The sequence below is a fragment of the Trichocoleus desertorum ATA4-8-CV12 genome (assembly GCA_019358975.1).
GTDB classification, from domain to species: Bacteria; Cyanobacteriota; Cyanobacteriia; order FACHB-46; family FACHB-46; genus Trichocoleus; species Trichocoleus desertorum_A.
Genome location: JAHHIL010000004.1, coordinates 32,629 through 49,042, shown reverse-complemented (window position 1 = coordinate 49,042; position 16,414 = coordinate 32,629). Strand labels below are relative to the sequence as shown.

The 16,414-nt window shown below is 47.9% G+C and carries 16 protein-coding genes; 6 read left to right on the top strand and 10 right to left on the bottom strand.

Annotation, left to right across the window (positions count from 1 at the left end; all coding sequences use genetic code 11):
- Positions 1-86: 86 nt before the first annotated feature.
- Together KME12_05910 and KME12_05905 are read right to left on the bottom strand one after the other, a co-directional pair.
- On the bottom strand, positions 87-932 hold the full coding sequence (locus KME12_05910) for a hypothetical protein (GenBank protein ID MBW4487308.1): 846 nt from the start codon (positions 930-932) through the stop codon (positions 87-89).
- A gap of 119 nt (positions 933-1,051) precedes the next feature.
- The gene (locus tag KME12_05905; protein MBW4487307.1) at positions 1,052-1,642 is read right to left on the bottom strand and encodes a Uma2 family endonuclease; all 591 of its coding nucleotides are present in this window, start codon (positions 1,640-1,642) and stop codon (positions 1,052-1,054) included.
- Between the two features lie 466 nt (positions 1,643-2,108).
- Between KME12_05905 and KME12_05900 the strand changes: the two genes are divergently transcribed.
- A complete protein-coding gene (locus KME12_05900; GenBank protein ID MBW4487306.1) occupies positions 2,109-3,803 on the top strand; it encodes a DUF262 domain-containing protein in 1,695 nt (564 codons plus the stop codon).
- A gap of 218 nt (positions 3,804-4,021) precedes the next feature.
- On the opposite strand, the gene KME12_05895 is transcribed toward KME12_05900, so the two are convergent.
- The 3 genes from KME12_05895 to KME12_05885 all read right to left on the bottom strand — a co-directional run bounded on the left by KME12_05895 (position 4,022) and on the right by KME12_05885 (position 6,165).
- A complete protein-coding gene (locus tag KME12_05895) occupies positions 4,022-4,363 on the bottom strand; it encodes a DMT family protein (GenBank protein MBW4487305.1) in 342 nt (113 codons plus the stop codon).
- Positions 4,364-4,375: 12 nt separating this feature from the next.
- On the bottom strand, positions 4,376-5,080 hold the full coding sequence (locus KME12_05890; GenBank protein MBW4487304.1) for an ROK family protein: 705 nt from the start codon (positions 5,078-5,080) through the stop codon (positions 4,376-4,378).
- A 173-nt stretch (positions 5,081-5,253) separates the two neighbouring features.
- Entirely contained in the window at positions 5,254-6,165 is a 912-nt protein-coding gene (locus KME12_05885) for a branched-chain amino acid transaminase (protein ID MBW4487303.1), read from the bottom strand.
- Between the two features lie 97 nt (positions 6,166-6,262).
- On the opposite strand from KME12_05885, the gene KME12_05880 reads away from it, so the two are divergent.
- Entirely contained in the window at positions 6,263-8,056 is a 1,794-nt protein-coding gene (locus tag KME12_05880) for a glycosyltransferase (protein MBW4487302.1), read from the top strand.
- A 46-nt stretch (positions 8,057-8,102) separates the two neighbouring features.
- On the opposite strand, the gene KME12_05875 is transcribed toward KME12_05880, so the two are convergent.
- On the bottom strand, positions 8,103-9,227 hold the full coding sequence (locus tag KME12_05875) for a transposase (protein MBW4487301.1): 1,125 nt from the start codon (positions 9,225-9,227) through the stop codon (positions 8,103-8,105).
- A gap of 45 nt (positions 9,228-9,272) precedes the next feature.
- Here KME12_05875 and tnpA point away from each other — a divergent pair, with 45 nt between their 5' ends.
- Complete coding sequence (gene tnpA, locus KME12_05870) at positions 9,273-9,671, top strand: IS200/IS605 family transposase (protein ID MBW4487300.1); 399 nt, start codon at positions 9,273-9,275, stop codon at positions 9,669-9,671.
- 96 nt (positions 9,672-9,767) lie between these two features.
- On the opposite strand, the gene KME12_05865 is transcribed toward tnpA, so the two are convergent.
- A complete protein-coding gene (locus KME12_05865; GenBank protein MBW4487299.1) occupies positions 9,768-10,376 on the bottom strand; it encodes a DUF3318 domain-containing protein in 609 nt (202 codons plus the stop codon).
- A gap of 49 nt (positions 10,377-10,425) precedes the next feature.
- The gene (locus KME12_05860) at positions 10,426-12,123 is read right to left on the bottom strand and encodes a nucleoside:proton symporter (GenBank protein ID MBW4487298.1); all 1,698 of its coding nucleotides are present in this window, start codon (positions 12,121-12,123) and stop codon (positions 10,426-10,428) included.
- Positions 12,124-12,409: 286 nt separating this feature from the next.
- Here KME12_05860 and KME12_05855 point away from each other — a divergent pair, with 286 nt between their 5' ends.
- Positions 12,410-12,685 carry a hypothetical protein gene (locus KME12_05855; protein MBW4487297.1) on the top strand — a complete coding sequence of 92 codons (276 nt, stop codon included), beginning with the start codon at positions 12,410-12,412 and terminating at the stop codon, positions 12,683-12,685.
- Between the two features lie 12 nt (positions 12,686-12,697).
- Here the strand turns inward: KME12_05855 and alr are convergent, their stop codons facing one another.
- Entirely contained in the window at positions 12,698-13,891 is a 1,194-nt protein-coding gene (alr, locus tag KME12_05850) for an alanine racemase (GenBank protein MBW4487296.1), read from the bottom strand.
- A gap of 404 nt (positions 13,892-14,295) precedes the next feature.
- On the opposite strand from alr, the gene KME12_05845 reads away from it, so the two are divergent.
- Both KME12_05845 and KME12_05840 read left to right on the top strand, forming a co-directional pair.
- A complete protein-coding gene (locus tag KME12_05845) occupies positions 14,296-14,796 on the top strand; it encodes a hypothetical protein (GenBank protein ID MBW4487295.1) in 501 nt (166 codons plus the stop codon).
- A 560-nt stretch (positions 14,797-15,356) separates the two neighbouring features.
- Entirely contained in the window at positions 15,357-15,854 is a 498-nt protein-coding gene (locus KME12_05840) for an HNH endonuclease (GenBank protein ID MBW4487294.1), read from the top strand.
- A 44-nt stretch (positions 15,855-15,898) separates the two neighbouring features.
- Here the strand turns inward: KME12_05840 and KME12_05835 are convergent, their stop codons facing one another.
- Positions 15,899-16,057 (bottom strand): hypothetical protein, encoded by a 159-nt coding sequence (locus tag KME12_05835; GenBank protein MBW4487293.1) that lies wholly within the window; start codon positions 16,055-16,057, stop codon positions 15,899-15,901.
- Positions 16,058-16,414: the final 357 nt, after the last annotated feature.

The window sequence follows — 16,414 nt, the reverse complement described above, 5'->3', positions numbered from 1 at the left end:
AACTAGGTTTTTCCCAGTACAAAGCTATATTTACACTAATCTGCAAGAAAACAGGCGATCGCTAGTCCAAATCATGAGTTCTAGATTTACTGAATCGTGATTTGCAATTCATAGGTAGCGTTGCCGCGCGTACTACCAACAATCACCTGGTACTCGCCAGTATGGGGCAAAAGCACCGTTTCTGACTGCGCCTCAGTGGTGAGAATATCTCCGCTGGGAGACACGACATCAAAAGCGGCATTCTGTTCTGTTAAGGTCAGGGCAATCTTCATTTGCTGTCCTCCTTGAGCCTTGAGCAGGTACACATCCCGTTCTCCCCGAACGACAGCATGGTTGATGACAGTGCCATTACGACCTGCCTCAAACTGGACTGGCTTTGTATGTACGGCAGTAGCCGCATCTAGGAGATCGCGTGCCTCCAATCCAGCCTCATTAGCAAAGCGCGATCGCACCTCCTGACAATCCGCAGCAACCAGTTTAGCCTGCCGCGTCACAACCTCGCTGGGCGTAATGCTCCAGGTTTCCTGAGTATCTTGAACGTCATACTCAATCCAGGTGCGAATTTGGGCCTTTAGTTGATCTCCTGCCAAAGATCCAGAAATCTTTTGAGCATAAGAGGAATAGTAGCCCTCGGACTTATTTTGAATGGTGGCCCGACTGTCTCCGGTAACTGTCTGATCTGCCGCTACCGTTAAGCGCAAAGCCTTCGTGAGGGTTGGCAGATCGGCACGGTAACAATATTGCCCTGGCGCGATCGCGTTCGCAGGAGTGTCCGTAGGACTGGCTGAGGGCGCAGGTGAGGCACTCGGACTGGGTGATGCAGCAGGGCTAGCACTGGACACCGGGGCAGTGGGTGAGGATTGATCGGTACAGGCGATCGCGATCGGGAACACTCCTAGCATCACCACAACTAGAAACTTAGGTAGGAACATAACGCTACTTCTAAAAATACTCAATGGAACTCATACCGTCAGTCGGGATACCCATCATCCTACTCGACGGACTATTAGAGCCATAATGGGCGATCGCTAAAGTACAGTCTGGGAAAACTTCAGGTATCCAAATTTGTCTCAAACTCTACTTTGTCGTAGAGATCTGCCAGAGAGATTTGAAAAGGCACAGAAGCGATCGCTAATACTTCGTCTTCGCTGTCGTACTCAGAGAAAATCCACTTTTGCGGCTCAGTTTTTGAGTAATGCTCAATGTGCATTGTGTACTGATCCACTAAAATATATTCCTGAAAATTAGGAATAGTGCGATATGCAGCAAACTTTTCAACTCTGTCGTAGTTTTGCGTGGACTTTGATAGTACCTCTGCAATCATGACGGGATTGGTAATCGTATCTCTCCGTCCTTCAGCAAACTCTAGAGTTCCTGAAACGACCATGACATCAGGATAGGTATGAATCCGTTTTTTAGGAATCCACAGTCGTTGATCGGTGACAAAAACGCGATAAGGTTGCCGCTTCAAGGCAAAGTTCAAAGCACCACTCAGGTTGAGAGCAATTTGGTTGTGATTCGGTGAGCCTCCAGTCACAGGAACAATCGCTCCATCAATATATTCATGGCGTTCCTCTGAAGTAGTTTCCAGATCTAAGTATTCTTCAGATGAGTAGTAGCGTTGCTCTTGTGCCTGAATCATCTGCATTTACGCGATCGCTCTATAGAATGCCTGCTTGCCTAAATTTTAGCAATTACCAACTAAACCGAAATTTCAATAGTTAGGCGATCGCTCCTTACTATCCAACCTGCCATATTGTACAGCTAACAATGATAATTACAGGAGCATAAGTAATACATCTAAAAATATAGAAAAGGGTTTCAGCGCTCCATCTAAAACGCAATATTATGCGGAGAGTTTCTGGTTATCTATCCAACTCAAAGTGATATACGAAAACTCTCTGCTTCAGAATAGCAGTTGTACTACTCTTATTTGCGGTTAGTGGCGATAGTTTCAACTAACCGGTTAAGCTTCAAAATCAAGCTAATTGGTATTTAAAATAGCGAATATGGGCATTATTCTAAAATCCCTGCTAAATTTAGTTCGCTAATACGGGATTGCCTGACGAGCAGGTAATATACATAAACTCAAGGATTCGTTAAACGCGATGGAAGCCTCACCAGCCAGAGTTATTCAATATTTTAATGGGGAGAAACAGAATCTAATCCCCCTCTTTCAGCGTCCATATACTTGGACGGAGAACAATTGGCAGGCACTCTGGGATGATCTGATGGTGCAGTACGAAGTGGGCGACACTGGAACCCATTTCATGGGAGCGATTGTTTCTGTTCCGGCGCGTAGTACGCCTGTAGGAGTCAATAAATATCTCATCATTGATGGACAGCAGCGCCTCACAACCGTATCGCTGCTTCTTTGTGCCTTACGCGATTGTCTTGATCTAAATTCAGCTTCACGGATACAGGAAGTCTACCTAACCAATCGATTCCGTGATTTGGAAGACACCTTGAAGTTTGTACCAACACAGGCAGACCGAGATGTGTATCGTACCATTGCTCTTGACCGTCAGGTTCCAGAAAATAGTAAAGATGTTCGGATGGCTGCTGCCTATCATTTTTTTAAGAACAAATTGCTCAAGAGTACTGATCTTAACGATGATCGAGTCGATCCTGTCAAAGTATTAACCACTCTGGAGCAATGTCTCCAAGTCGTGATGATTAACTTGGGAGATGACGACGATCCGTATTTGATTTTTGAGAGTCTGAATTTTAAGGGCGAGCCACTTACCCAAGCTGACTTAGTGAGAAATTATTTATTAATGCGTTTCCGTCATTCAATTTCTACTGGCGGAGAGCAGGAGCGAGTTTACTCAAAATATTGGGTTCCGCTTGAGAGTCGGCTTAAGTCCAACCTTACCGAATTTCTTCGCCACTATACGATGAAAGATGGGGATGATATCAAGCAAGGTGGCATTTACGCAGCGATTAGGACAAAATTGAAAACTATGGACTCAACGGAAGCAATTGAAGCGGAAGTTCAGTCAATGCAAAGATTTGGAGAGTTTTATGCTAAATTCCTCTCCTCGGCTCCAGAAGAAACAGCAATCATTCGCGATCGTTTAGAGAACATTAAAGAAATTAAAGTAACGACCTCTTACCCGCTCTTACTCCGCCTGTTTGATGCTCGTCAGACTGGGGCTCTTAGCGACATCGAATTAGATAAATGCCTTGGCTTAGTTGAGTCATTTGTAGTCCGGCGATCTGTTTGCGGAGTACCCACTAACCCATTAAACAAACTGTTTATTCAGTTAGCCAAAAATTTTCCCGACACAGAGCACGAGCAGTGGTTGCTCCGTACCTTGTCATCCCCTGGCGGCAATCGTCGTTTTCCTAAAGATGCTGAGTTTGCCGCAGCCTTTATGAATCAACCACAATATGGACGTGGAACCACTCGGTTCATCCTCTGTCGTCTTGAAAAATCTTTTAACCACAAAGAGGTTGTGGATCTTTCGACGGCAACAATAGAGCATGTTCTGCCTCAAACGCTTAATCAGGCATGGAAAGATGAGCTGGGTGAAGAGCCGGAGACAGTTCATAACACTTTGGTGAATACGTTCGGCAATTTGACTCTGACTGGTTACAACTCAGAGTTAGGAAACCTTCCATTTTCAGAAAAGAAATCCAAACTCGATACCACGCATATTGAGCTAAACCGCTGGATTCTCCAGCAAACAAATTGGGGTAGAGCAGAAATCCAGGAACGAGCAAAGAATTTGCTGCTTACAGCCATTAAGATTTGGGTGTCTCCTTCAGACACAACTATTGATTCAAACATTGTCATATAGTAAAAATGCTGCCCAACAAGGCTGTTGCAGTGGATTGAATCAAGTTATTGGTGGTACACAAATACAAGCAGTCGTTAATTTGAGCCTTTAATAGTTTTTGCTCTTTGACCCTATAAGTATTGCTGCTGTAGAAAAAATTGCAGTTAAATTAGTGCTCCAATAAAGCGATTCGCTCTACTCAATACTCTTAAAATCTTACAGCGTGAGTTCTAGTTTAATCATCGTGGTTTTTCGCTGAAGATGAGGTAGGCTGCACCTGCGAGGAGCATGGCGGCGAGGAAATAGTTGCGGGTCAAAGGCACCTTCATATAAGCCACACTGAAACCTGCAAACACCAGCATCGTGATAATTTCTTGCAACACCTTGAGCTGCGGCAGATTGAAATAGGTTACACCGATGCGATTGGCTGGCACCTGGAAACAGTACTCAAAGAAAGCGATCGCCCAGCTAGCAACAATCGCGCTCCAAAGCGGAGCCGCTTTGAGATCTTTCAAATGGCCATACCAAGCGAAGGTCATAAAGATATTGGAGACCAGTAAAAGCAGGACTGGTTTGAGCATAGCTAGGCAGGGTTAGGGCAGTTTATCAGACACATCACGCCACAAAGCAATGCCACCAAATAGACCAGTGACATTGGGGACAATTTTGGCATTGGCGGGTAATTCAAAAGCGATTTTGTCAGTGTTGCCGCCGCCGATGTAGAGAACATCGTAGTTAAACAAATGCTCCAAAGACGCGATCGCCTTCTCCAAGCGACGGTTCCACTTTTTCTTACCCACGCGATCGAGGGCTTCTCGGCCTAACTGTTGCTCGTAGGTTTCCTCATTACGGAACTCATGATGTCCCATCTCCAAATTGGGCACCAGTTGACCATTGACAAACAGAGCCGAGCCAAAGCCAGTCCCCAACGTGATCACCAGTTCTACCCCTTTACCTGCGATCGCGCCCATGCCTTGCATATCCGCATCATTGATTACCCGCACGGGTTTATTTAACCGTTGAGATAACCCAGTCGCTAAATCAAAACCAATCCAGCTAGGGTCAAGATTCACAGCCGTTGCCGTCACCCCATTGCGCACCACACCAGGGAAGCCCACAGAAACGCGATCGAACTCACCTTGGCTCTCGGTCAACTGGGCGATCGCCGCAATTACGGCATCTGGGATCGGAGGTTGAGGCGTTTCCACGCGCGATCGCTCGGTTAGCGCATGGCCTGTCTCATCCAACACCATCACCTTTACACCACTGCCGCCAATGTCTACTGCTAGCGTTCGCATCGAATTTCCTCCTGGATGCTGTCCTATGCGCCAGTTTAGTGAATCTGCAACGGCGATCGCTCTATCTCAAGAAACTTTCCGGATTAGGGTTGGGCAGTCCAGAAAGGAAGAGTGGTAGATGCACCCTGATTGTGACCCCTGGCTACGGCTGGGGGTTTTTTGTTGCTTTTAGGCTAAACAGAAATAGGAAACACCCAATCTTGATAGTTTGGATCACGATTTTCGGTGATGGCAGTTAGTTTGTCTCTGAGTTTTTCCGTGATGGGTCGTTCAGTAGATAAGTGATAATTTTCGACTCGTTTGACAGGAGTAATTTTAGCCGCAGTACCACTGAGGAATACTTCATCGGCAGCAAACAACTCCGATTTATCAAGCGATCGCTCAACGACTTCAATCCCTAAATCACGGGCAACGGTTAAAATGCTGTCTCTGGTGATGCCTTCCAAAATATCTTGGTCAAATCCTGGGGTGATAATTTTGCCATTTCTCACCACAAAGATATTCATGCCTGAAGCTTCACTGACTTTGCCTTGAGAATTCATCAAAATCGCTTCATCAAAGCCCGATTCCACGGCTTCAGTTTTCGCCAGAGAAGAAGTGATGTAGGCACCGCTAATCTTGCCACGTAGGGGTAAGCTACGGTCTTCTTGACGATACCAAGAGCTAATCCGACAGCTGACGCCTTCAGGAGATAAGTAATCTCCCAACTCTAAGCCATAAACAAAAAAGTCTTTTTCAATATTGTGCAGTCTAGGAGCAATACCTAAGTCAGAAGTATAAACAAAGGGACGAATATAAAAGGAAGTAGTTGGTCTATTTTTTTTAACAAAGTCAACTAGAATTTGCTGGATTTTATCGGCTGGCAAATCGTAATGCAGAAACCTAGCACTACTACTTAATCTTTTGCAGTGAGCATCCAAGCGGAACAACAAGAACTGCTGATCGTTCTGAGGATCAGGAATGCCTCTTAAGCCACCAAACGCACCAGTTCCGTAATGTAGGGCGTGAGTTGCGATCGAAAGGTTGGCTTCCCCAAAGGGCACAAACTGGTTTCTAAAGTAAGCGATGGGCAGAAAGTTATGCATAAACCTAAGGAGCGCACTTCGTAGAAAAGCCATTATACTATTCTGGCTTTCCCGATTTTTATGGTTTTACCCCTTTAGTTCACTGAGGCGGTGTTGATTGAAGGCTCTCTTCCATAGTCGTTGGTTGCATCCTTGTTTGTTGTGGGGATGGATCTTGCTGGGGGCGGCCCTACGCTTTAACCACTTAGCTTCTAAGTCATTGTGGACGGATGAAGTTTCCACATTGGTCTATAGCTTGGGCCATAGCTATCGCACCGTCCCCCTCGATCAAGTCATTACCATCCGTAGTCTTCTAGAGCCGCTTCAGCCTGATCCAACTTTGGGCGCTGATGCCGTCCTGCATTATCTGATCAGCGAAGACACCCATCCACCTTTATATTTTGTCTTGGCTCATTGGTGGATGCAGCTATTTCCGCTCAACAATGGTTTAGTTTCGGCGTGGGCAGCGCGATCGCTACCTGCTTTATTGGGGGTTGCTTCCATTCCAGCGATGTTTGGGTTGGGTTGGCTCGCTTTTGGTTCCCGTTTGGCTGGGCAATTGGCGGCCATGATGATGGCGGTATCTCCCTATGGCCTTTTTCTGGCGCAAGAGGCACGACACTATAGTTTGTCTGTTTTGTGGGTGATTGCGTCGCTCAGTTGTTTCATCGCAGCGAACCAATGCCTCCGCGATCGCCGTCGTTTACCGATTTGGCTTGGCTTGAGTTGGGTCGTAATCAACAGTTTGGGCATTGCCACGCACTATTTTTTCAGTCTGACGCTATTTGCCGAAGCTTTTGTGCTCCTTGGGCAAGCCATCAGCCACAATCGCCAAGACCCAGGCGCTGGGTTGCGACCTTACTGGCGGCGTATCTATGCAGTGGCTGCTGGCACAATGGTGGGCGGCCTAATTTGGCTTCCCGTCTTGCAATCCGTTTACAGCAGCGAACTCACCGAGTGGATTAGAACGAGCGATCGCTGGAATCTCATGGCTTGGATTAACCCCATTTTTCAAGCCTTAGCTGCCTGGATCACGATGCTGTCTCTCTTACCCGTGGAAGCTGAGCAGTTACCCATTGTGATCGCTTCTGGGGTAATCATGATTATTTACTTCATTTGGGCCATCCCCCTGTTGTACCGAGGTCTGAAAGCTCAATGGCAAAGTCTGGAAGCTGGCATGGGTACGCAAACGCTAGTAGGATTTGTGCTGGGGGCGATCGCACTACTATTTGGCATTACTTACGGCTTGGGCAACGATTTGACCCGTGGAGCCAGGTACAACTTTATGTATTTTCCAGCGATTATGGCTCTGGTCGGCGTAAGTCTAGCAGCCATCTGGAACTCAGATTCCTCTAGTGCCACAACCACAGATAGTTTCTCACCACCGCAATGGCAGCGCCTCTGGCTACCGTTCAAAAAATATGGCAAACCAGCCATTTTGGTCGTGTTGCTGATGGGAGTCTTCAGCGGTTTAACCGTTACTAATAACTTGGGCTATCGCAAGTACTATCGCCCTGATCTGCTAGCACCCGTGATTCAAGCAACCTCACAGGTGCCGACGCTGATCGCCACGACGCACAACACCCTTGTGCAAACGGGAGAGTTAATGGGGCTGGCTTGGGAATTTTGGCATGCTGGCGGATCGGCCACTTCAGCCAATGGCTCCCCTCAGTTCTTGCTGGCACACCAGACTTGTAATCCTAAACAAACCACCTGCGAGCAATCAGCTCAAGTTCTCCAGCAAAACTTGGCTACTCTCCCCAGGCCATTTGATTTGTGGCTCGTTAATTTCTATACGAATCCAGAATCAGCACTAATCACTTTCCTTCAAGCCCAAGGCTGTGCGGCTGCTCCAAAACTTAATTCAGGCGTAAATGGCTACAGTTATCAGCTCTACCATTGCTTGAAGTAACCCTAGTTGATCCACTCCCACGGCTGAAGCGCGTGGGATTTGGGACTCAAGCAGAGATTGCAGGCTCAGCCTGACTGACATCCCCTAATCCCAAGGTTGAGATCCCAACCTTTTTGATATTCACAGCGGCGTTGCCATCCCGGTCATTTACTGACTGGCACGAAGGGCAACGCCATTGTCTTGTGGAGAGTTCCAGAGATTCCAAAACGTGCCCACATTTTGAGCAAGCCTTAGAACTGGAGAACCAGCGGTCGATGTAGGCGACGTGCTTGCCTTTTTTGGTGGCGACCCATTTGAGAATTTGCAGAAACTCACGGAATCCTAAATCACTCACCTTGCGACCCCAGAGACGCTGCATTCCCTTCAGGTTCAGTGTCTCGAAGTACAGCACATCGAATTGTTCAGTCAGCTTGTGCGCCAACTTCCAGAACCAGTCCCGTCTGCGATTGGCAATGTCCTCATGCTTGCGAACGAGGTTCAACCGAGCCTTTTCGCGACCGTGAGAGCCTTTGCATTTACGGGAATGGTGACGACTGGCTTTTTGGATGGCAGCAAGTGACTGCTTGAAGAACTGCGGAGACTCAATACTGAAGCCTTCAGAGCCAGTGAGAAACGACTTCAGCCCGAAGTCAAATCCAGCGATTCTACTCGGCTCGGACTTGGCTTCTAGCTCAGATTCAGTCTCAACCACAACCACCATAAACAACTCCCCTAACGCAGTGCGCTTGATGGTCAGAGTCTTGACTTTGCCCTCGACCTCTCTGGAGTTCCAGTATTGATAGACCCGCTCTCCAATCTTGACGCGATTGCCACTCAGGAATTTGTAGCCAGCTTGCTTAAGGGTGAACGACTTGTATCGTCTCACTCTCTTAAAACCAGGTGGCCTGACTCCTTTTTTGTGATGCTTAAAGAACAGTTGATATGCTTTCTCAATGCGTTGGCACACATCCTGCACAGCTTGAGAGCCAACCAATTGCCAGAACGGTTTGCGCTTCCGTAGTTTAGCGATATGAGATTGAAGTTTTGCACAACTCAAGTGCTTACTCCACATCCGGTAGTAGCGTTTGTGGAGAGCAATGCAGTGGTTGTAGATCACCCCAGCAGCATTAATCGTCCGCTTTAGATGGCGGTTTCGCTGGTGCTGATAGAGCTTAAACTTCAATGTCTTCATGCTGTCTATGATACCATAGCCGTAGACCATAAACAACTAAAACCTGTGGCTCAGAAGTACAGAAATTGCCAGACAACCGTGAGCTTATTGAATTACCACTTTGTCTGGATCGTCCGCAGAAGGCGACCTATCTTAGAAGGCGTTCTAGACCAGCGCTTAAAAGAATTGATAGTTCAGGCTGCCAGTACAATCGATTGCGAAATTCTTGACTTAGAAACTGACAAAGACCACGTTCACCTATTCATTAATTGCTTGCCAACCCTGGCTCCAAATCAAATCATTCAGCGCATCAAGGGGTTTACTTCTCATGAACTGAGGCAAGAGTTTCCTTGGCTAAAAACCAAGCTACCTAGCCTTTGGACTCGTAGTTATTTTGTTTCTACGGCGGGTCGTGTTTCTGGGGATACTATTCGTCGATACATTGATTCTCAGCCCTCAAGATAGTTGTTCGCCTCCGGTTTGTGCAACGCACACGCTCCGCGAACACCGCCTTATATCCCACCGCTAAAGCATGTGGGCTTTACGGCGATTTCTGTAAAGCTATTCTTGTCTCAAGGTTTCGGGAGTACCAACCGGAGATAACCCAGCGATCGCCCGCAAATTCTGGCAACGGACTAGTTCTGTAAAACTCAACTGAAGTCGGCCTTCAATTTGAGCGACTGTCTCAATCGCGCTCAACAAGTGACGAGCGGCTTCTGCTTCTGTATAGCCCCGTCGCAGAGCCACCCGAATAGCGGCTTCATCAGTTTCTAGTTCTCGCTGCGAACTCTGAGTCGATCGCCAAATCTGGGTTCCCGCGATCGCAGCCAAACTCCCTGCCATCAACACCCCGACTGCATCTCCCTGTACCGCTTCCACACCCGCACCGACTAGGCCAATTGCTATTAAACCGCGATAAAGATCCGGTTTGAACCACTTGATGCCTATTAACCAGCTGACCGCTCGCAACAAGGCTAGATCGCGCTGAGGCCGAGACAATTGACTCCACAGGTCAAAGTTAATGAAAATCGGGCGACTGGGGGACCAAGGCACAGGATATGAGTAATCCACCACCTTAGATTGCTCCGGTTTGCTGGCAATCTTACACAGCATGCGACCGGAGGCAGGCATGAGATCTAAGAGGTGGCGAACTTCGGGATCAGGATTCATCATTTCCCGATTTTACAAGCTATTGCCTGAGCGATCGCGCCCATTACCACTAGGGGCGTGGAGAAGGAGAGGGCGTAGCTCTACTAGCTGGATTAGCTCCTGTGGGTGCGGTCGTGGGTGCAGTCGTGGGTGCAGTCGTGGCAGTCGGCGTAGTTTGGGGCGCAGCCTGGACTCTAGGGCTGGTGGGGGGTGAGGGCTGTGGCGAAGCTGGGACTGGAGCAGTGGTGGGTGTGGTAGTGGCAGCTGGGCTACCGGGAGCCCCAGTAGTCGCAGGGCTAGTGGGGGAAGCAGTGGGTGAGGCACCAGGAGTTACGGCTGGCGCAATCTGAGCGGGAAGTTGGTCGCCTAAGATGCTGGCATTGCCTTCTTGGTAAAACACACCTGCAACTGCCGCAATCATCATCGTCGCCAAAGTGCCGACAAATAAAGCCTTCCAACCCAGTTCTGAGATATCTTTGCGTCGAGAAGGAATGAGGGCGATCGTGCCTCCCACAAAGATTCCCACTGAGGCTAAGTGAGCAAAGCCAGATAGGGCATAGCTGATAATCAAAACGGCGCGATCGCTAATGACTCGTTCTGCTCCTGGCAAAGCTGCTGCCGTAGCCAAGGCTTGATAAGGAGGAATCGCCGTTTCTAGCAGTCTGCGGCCAATAATCACCGAGGATGCCCACAGTTCGTTCCAATCCAAGGAGACTCCGGTCAAAAACGTGAGGGGTAAAAAGAGGGCACCCTCAATATTGGCCAACGTGATGACGCTAAAAATATCCCCAATGGGGCCAGGAATCGCAGCTAAAGCTCTAAAAATCTGGTTAATTAAGGAGACCAAACCCAAGATTAGGATCAGCACAGCAGCGATCGCTACCGCCATTTTGACGCCATCCAACGCCCCCACAATGGCCGCGTCCATTGGGCTAACCCGCTCGATTGGCTCCCCGCCTACAGTCTCATGCTTGGGTGCGTCCTCAAAATCTGACTCTACAACCGCTGCTTCCTTACGGGTTGTGGCTTTGGATTCCATCGGGATGCCACCCGCCGTTAAAGGAACTTCAGTTTCGGGTACTAAAATTTTCGATAAAACAAAACAGGCAGGAATCGCAATAATAGACGCTGAAACCAGGTGTCCCAAAATATTAGGAAACACAGGTCGCAGAAAGCTGACATAAATGGCTAGGGTTGAGGAAGCAGCAGTGCCAAAACAACAAGATAGAATGGCGCAGAGTTCGCTGCGAGTCATCTTCGGCAAATAAGGCTTCACGACGATCGCCGCTTCAATACCGACAAAAATATTGGCAGCACCGCTGAGCGCTTCCGCCCCACTCAGACGCATCGTGGCGTAAAACACCTTAGCAAAGATATTAGTAATAACTTGGATGACCCCAATGCTGTAGAGCAAGGCCATTAAACCAGAGAAGAAGATAACCGTTGGCAAAGCCCGAAAAGCAAAAATATAGCCTAAGTTGACATCCGCAGGTCGATCTGGCAGGGGTACGAGATTCTTACCAAACACAAAGTTTGCGCCCGTATCTGCGGCCAAAAATACCCCATCTAGCAAATTGCTAAATCCTTGGAGCGCGGCTCTAGTGGGTGGAAATAAAAATACTAATGCACCGAGGATGAGTTGAAGCAAAATGCCCGACACCACAACTCGCCACGGAAACACTCGGAAGCTGCGATTCTCCGAAAATAACCAGGCGACCGCACAGAGACCAAAAATACCAAGGAAAGAAAGTAAATTGAGGTAGCTCATAGGCTTAGTACATCGGCTGATAGTGCAGGTTTGTCAGTTAAAGTCTTTTCGGTTAAAAGCAAGAATCGCTGCTTTGGCAGGAATTATCACGACCCACAGATCAAGTTGCCCGGAAGTTGATAAAAAATAGCACTTCGGTTCTAGTGAAACCTTAAGCAGGACTGTTAAGGCTGGAATTTCTTAAAACCTTAAGATTTACCGCACTTGAACCACCGAAGTTGGTTGCCCCTGGTAAACACCCTGCGATCGCGCTAATAATAGACAGTGAATTTCAGTAACTCTTGGCATGGACGCTTTCGATCCCATTGCACCTGACTGGACTCAATCAGCTATTCACGCCTATGAATTTCATTGTCCTCAGTGTCACGCACCCAGCCTAGAAGCCCAACAAGTTTGGATTAATCGCCGATCGCCTGTGTTTACAGAAAACCATCGCCGCAAATGGCAAGAGTTTTACCTGTGTCGGTGCGGCTTTGCTTGGTGGGCTTGGAGCAGCGATCGCCCCCCTTCTAAGCTTGGCGATCGCGAGTTACCCCAGCAAGATTTGCCAGGTTTTTGGTAATGCCCTAGAAAACTACGACAAAAGTTGCTGTTCTGAAGAATAGCTTTGTCCGACGGCTACCCGTGGCAAACGATGCTTGAAACCACAGAGAATCTCCCAAGAAATCGTACCTAAAGTGGTGGCCCAGTCATCGGCAGTAATGCGATCGCGGCCATCTTCACCTAACAGCGTCACTACTTCCCCAGCCTCTAAATGGGGAATGTCCGTCACATCAATCATCAGTTGATCCATGGTCACAGCTCCCAACTGCCGTACCCGTCGTCCCCGGATCAGCCCTGTGAGTTGATTGGACAGATTACGGGGCACCCCATCGGCATAGCCAATTCCCACCACTGCAATCGTCATTTCTCGGTCAGCGACGAACTTGTGGCTGTAGCTGACTCCTGTGCCTGGTTGAATTGTTTTCACTTGGGTGACTCGCGCCTTGACTTGCAGGGCTGGCTTCAGGTCTACTACCGTTTGCAAATGGGGAGCGGGATAGAGACCATACATTGCTAGGCCGACCCGCACCAAGTCGTAATGCAAATTTGCATCCGTCAGAGTCGCTGCTGAGTTGGCTAAATGCAGCCGAGGCAACACTATTCCTGTGGCTTGCAGTTGTGCGATCGCCGCTTCAAATCGTTCTTGTTGCAGCCGCATGATTGTAGGGTCAGGGCTGTCAGCAGTCGCTAGATGGGAGTAAATGCTGGCAATTTTCAAATGTGGCAAACGCTCTACTAACTGCACAAATGCGATCGCTTGTTGCCAGGGAGTACCCAAACGAGACATGCCTGTATCCAGCTTGATATGGACAGGTAGCAGAGGAGGCTGAGACATGTCACTTAGGGTTTCTGAGAACACCAATGCTTGCTTGGGGCTACCCAGCGTGGGTTGTAGTTGCCAGTGGGCGATCGCCCGGATTTGCTCTGGCGTGTAGGTTGCCCCTAAGACTAAAATCGGCGCTGCAATGCCTGCCTCTCGGAGCGCAATGCCTTCAGGAATTGTTGCGACTCCTAGCCAAGTCGCGCCATGTTGCAACACCGTCTCGGCCACAGTTACAGCTCCATGACCATAGGCATCTGCTTTCACCACTGCCATGAGTGACGTTTTAGGCGCTAGCAACCCCTTGAGCTGCCGAATGTTATGTGCCAAGGCATTCAAATCGACTTCTACCCAAGCTCGCTCACACAGAGGCTCTCTGGGCACCTCTCGTCGAATTGGGGCCATTTTTTGTTCAGGCTTTTGGCTCAGCATCTCTATCACTCCTCGACTCACACCACTGCCAACCTAAGGCGAAGCACCTAACCCTGCCAACCGCAGAGCAGGCTAATAAAATTTACCAGCAGTGTAACAAGGGAACAGGATAAACCCATTCATCCACAATAGTTCTATTCTTCTAAAGATTCTAAATATGAGCGAAAAACAGAAAATTTATAGAATTAATAATATTTCTTGGGAGCAGGTGCAGAAACTTTTAGAAGAGCCAAGCTGTCATAAAAATGACAATTTAACGGTATGCGCGCCATGCCAATAGTTCTTCATTCTCAACCTTTACCACACGAAAGTAGCTTTGAAAGTAAAACTTGCAGGTAAAAAAGTAAAGAGAAATAAAAAAGTAAAGAGATTTGGTCATGGACTTTAAAAAGATAATTGCTTTTTTAGCGCTTCTTACAATTCCCCTATTCGTTTTGAGTGTTAATGCTGTGATGGATCAAAAACCTGAAGGATATACAGCAGATGATGCAGTCAACCTGAATCCAGACCCAACAGGTCCAATTATCCCTAAAGTAAATAGCAATCCAGAACCCGTCTTTAGAGCGAACAAGGGTACTTCAAAGGACAAGTTATTCGACATTAACAAAAAAATCAAGAAAGATAAGATAGCAGAAAAAAAAGGCAAACTTCAAAAGGTAGAACTAAAAACATTTGGAGAGTATCATCAAACTTACGATACGAAGGTCAAGGACTTTACGCAAGTGTCGCCTGACCATCTCGTATGGGTTGTTGAATCCTATTATCCAGAAGGCATTGATCATCCTAAAGTAGGCGTAATTAAGAATGCTCAAGTTGTAGGAGCTTATGATGCTGAAACGGGCGATTTAATAAGAGAACTTTACAGAAGCCTTCAGTAATTTTGGTTTGTATCACGCAATGGAAAGTCCTACTTAATGATGCCAGAAGTACAACCTATCTAGGCTGAGTGGGACTTATGGTTTCTATTGACGAGTTTATCATTGCGGTTTTCTGCTGTGTGGACGACTTGCTAAAGGAAATGACCTAGGGGCATCCGATTCGACCTAAAGGCTTTGCACCTGCTTTAGCTAACAGTGAGGTGATCAGGATGGCAATTGTGGCAGAGTACCAAAGAATCAATACTGACCAAGCGATTTGGCGGTATTTCCGCCGCCATTGGTTGGATTAGTTTCCTCGTTTGGGTAGTCACTCTGCCTTTATCAAGCAGGCAGCGAACCTGTGGCAGTACAAGGAATTACTCCAACAATGCTTAGCCACTCCGTTGGGGGTTCGAATTCCGCTCCAAAGGTAGAGGAGAGATAAAACCTTATTTTTTAGTAGGAAGAAAAACTATTTCTGAGATTGAGGTTGCCTAAATAGGCTTAACCCCTTCTAGACTCGGCAGAGCAGATGTTAGCTGTGTTACTATCTGGAAAAATATTCTCTCTGTCAACCATCAATGAGCAAGGTTCTGGTGCTAAACGCCTCCTACGAACCACTCAACATTACGAGCTGGCGACGGGCGATCGTTTTACTTCTCAAAGGCAAAGCAGAACAGGTAGAACACAACGGCAAATGTGTTTACTCTGATTTCCCACTGCCCACCGTGATTCGGCTGCGGCATTATGTCCGGGTTCCTTATAAGGAAATTCCACTGACCCGACGAAATATCCTCCACCGAGATAGTCACTCTTGTCAATACTGTGGCTACAGTGGCGACGACCTGACCCTCGACCATGTGATTCCGCGATCGCGTGGCGGCGGTGATAGTTGGGAAAATATTGTGACTGCTTGTGTTCGCTGTAATGTCAAAAAAGGCAACCGCACTCCGAAAGAAGCCAACATGCCTCTAGAGTATCCACCGCGCAAACCTCATAGTGGCCTCTACTTTGAAGTCACCAAGCACGTCAAAAACGGCGGGCATCAAGAATGGCGCAAATATGTGATTGGGATCTGACCCCGTGTTTAGGTAAGCACGGGGTTTTTAATTGGTATTTTTAGCTAGCGACGGAAGCCCCGCGCTGTACTTGAAAAGTCAGCGTCGGGATAGGGAGTCCGGCGATGAGGAGTCTCACCCCGAACGATGCCATGGGCGGGTGGAGTAGGTGAGCGACGCATCGCCAACCTATCGAGCAAATAGAAGGCTTGAAGTCTATTCATAGCAAGGGTTTCAAGGTATAATTTAGATGGTTTAACAACCCACCTGACCGCATCGAACAGACAGGCAAACTTCAAAGTAGAGGTTCGACTCTTGCCGCAGATAGATCGGTAGTTCAGGGAAGCTGTTTTCTCCAGCTGGTCGCCATGGCGTAAATCCAAGAGAAGCAAAAGCAAAAGTTATCAACCTGCGGAAGGCGGGTTGCTGCCTGGGTGGTAGGCAACTATCACGGGAGTCAGTGGGATGTGCTGCGAATGCAGACATGACCAAAACCTCCAGAAGCTGCGTCAGACCAATACTTTGCTTGCAAGGTGGAGGCAGTGGCTGTTGAAACAGGAAGCCCGTGCTGTATTGCTTGC

Coding starts and splice junctions, on each gene's coding strand:
- alr (MBW4487296.1), bottom strand. CDS start 13,891: ATGGCCCCAATTCGACGAGAGGTGCCCAGAGAGCCTCTGTGTGAGCGA.
- KME12_05885 (MBW4487303.1), bottom strand. CDS start 6,165: ATGCATAACTTTCTGCCCATCGCTTACTTTAGAAACCAGTTTGTGCCC.
- KME12_05890 (MBW4487304.1), bottom strand. CDS start 5,080: ATGCGAACGCTAGCAGTAGACATTGGCGGCAGTGGTGTAAAGGTGATG.
- KME12_05845 (MBW4487295.1), top strand. CDS start 14,296: ATGGACTTTAAAAAGATAATTGCTTTTTTAGCGCTTCTTACAATTCCC.
- KME12_05900 (MBW4487306.1), top strand. CDS start 2,109: ATGGAAGCCTCACCAGCCAGAGTTATTCAATATTTTAATGGGGAGAAA.
- KME12_05895 (MBW4487305.1), bottom strand. CDS start 4,363: ATGCTCAAACCAGTCCTGCTTTTACTGGTCTCCAATATCTTTATGACC.
- KME12_05910 (MBW4487308.1), bottom strand. CDS start 932: ATGTTCCTACCTAAGTTTCTAGTTGTGGTGATGCTAGGAGTGTTCCCG.
- KME12_05905 (MBW4487307.1), bottom strand. CDS start 1,642: ATGATTCAGGCACAAGAGCAACGCTACTACTCATCTGAAGAATACTTA.
- KME12_05835 (MBW4487293.1), bottom strand. CDS start 16,057: ATGAATAGACTTCAAGCCTTCTATTTGCTCGATAGGTTGGCGATGCGT.
- KME12_05875 (MBW4487301.1), bottom strand. CDS start 9,227: ATGAAGACATTGAAGTTTAAGCTCTATCAGCACCAGCGAAACCGCCAT.
- KME12_05840 (MBW4487294.1), top strand. CDS start 15,357: ATGAGCAAGGTTCTGGTGCTAAACGCCTCCTACGAACCACTCAACATT.
- KME12_05865 (MBW4487299.1), bottom strand. CDS start 10,376: ATGAATCCTGATCCCGAAGTTCGCCACCTCTTAGATCTCATGCCTGCC.
- KME12_05860 (MBW4487298.1), bottom strand. CDS start 12,123: ATGAGCTACCTCAATTTACTTTCTTTCCTTGGTATTTTTGGTCTCTGT.
- KME12_05855 (MBW4487297.1), top strand. CDS start 12,410: ATGGACGCTTTCGATCCCATTGCACCTGACTGGACTCAATCAGCTATT.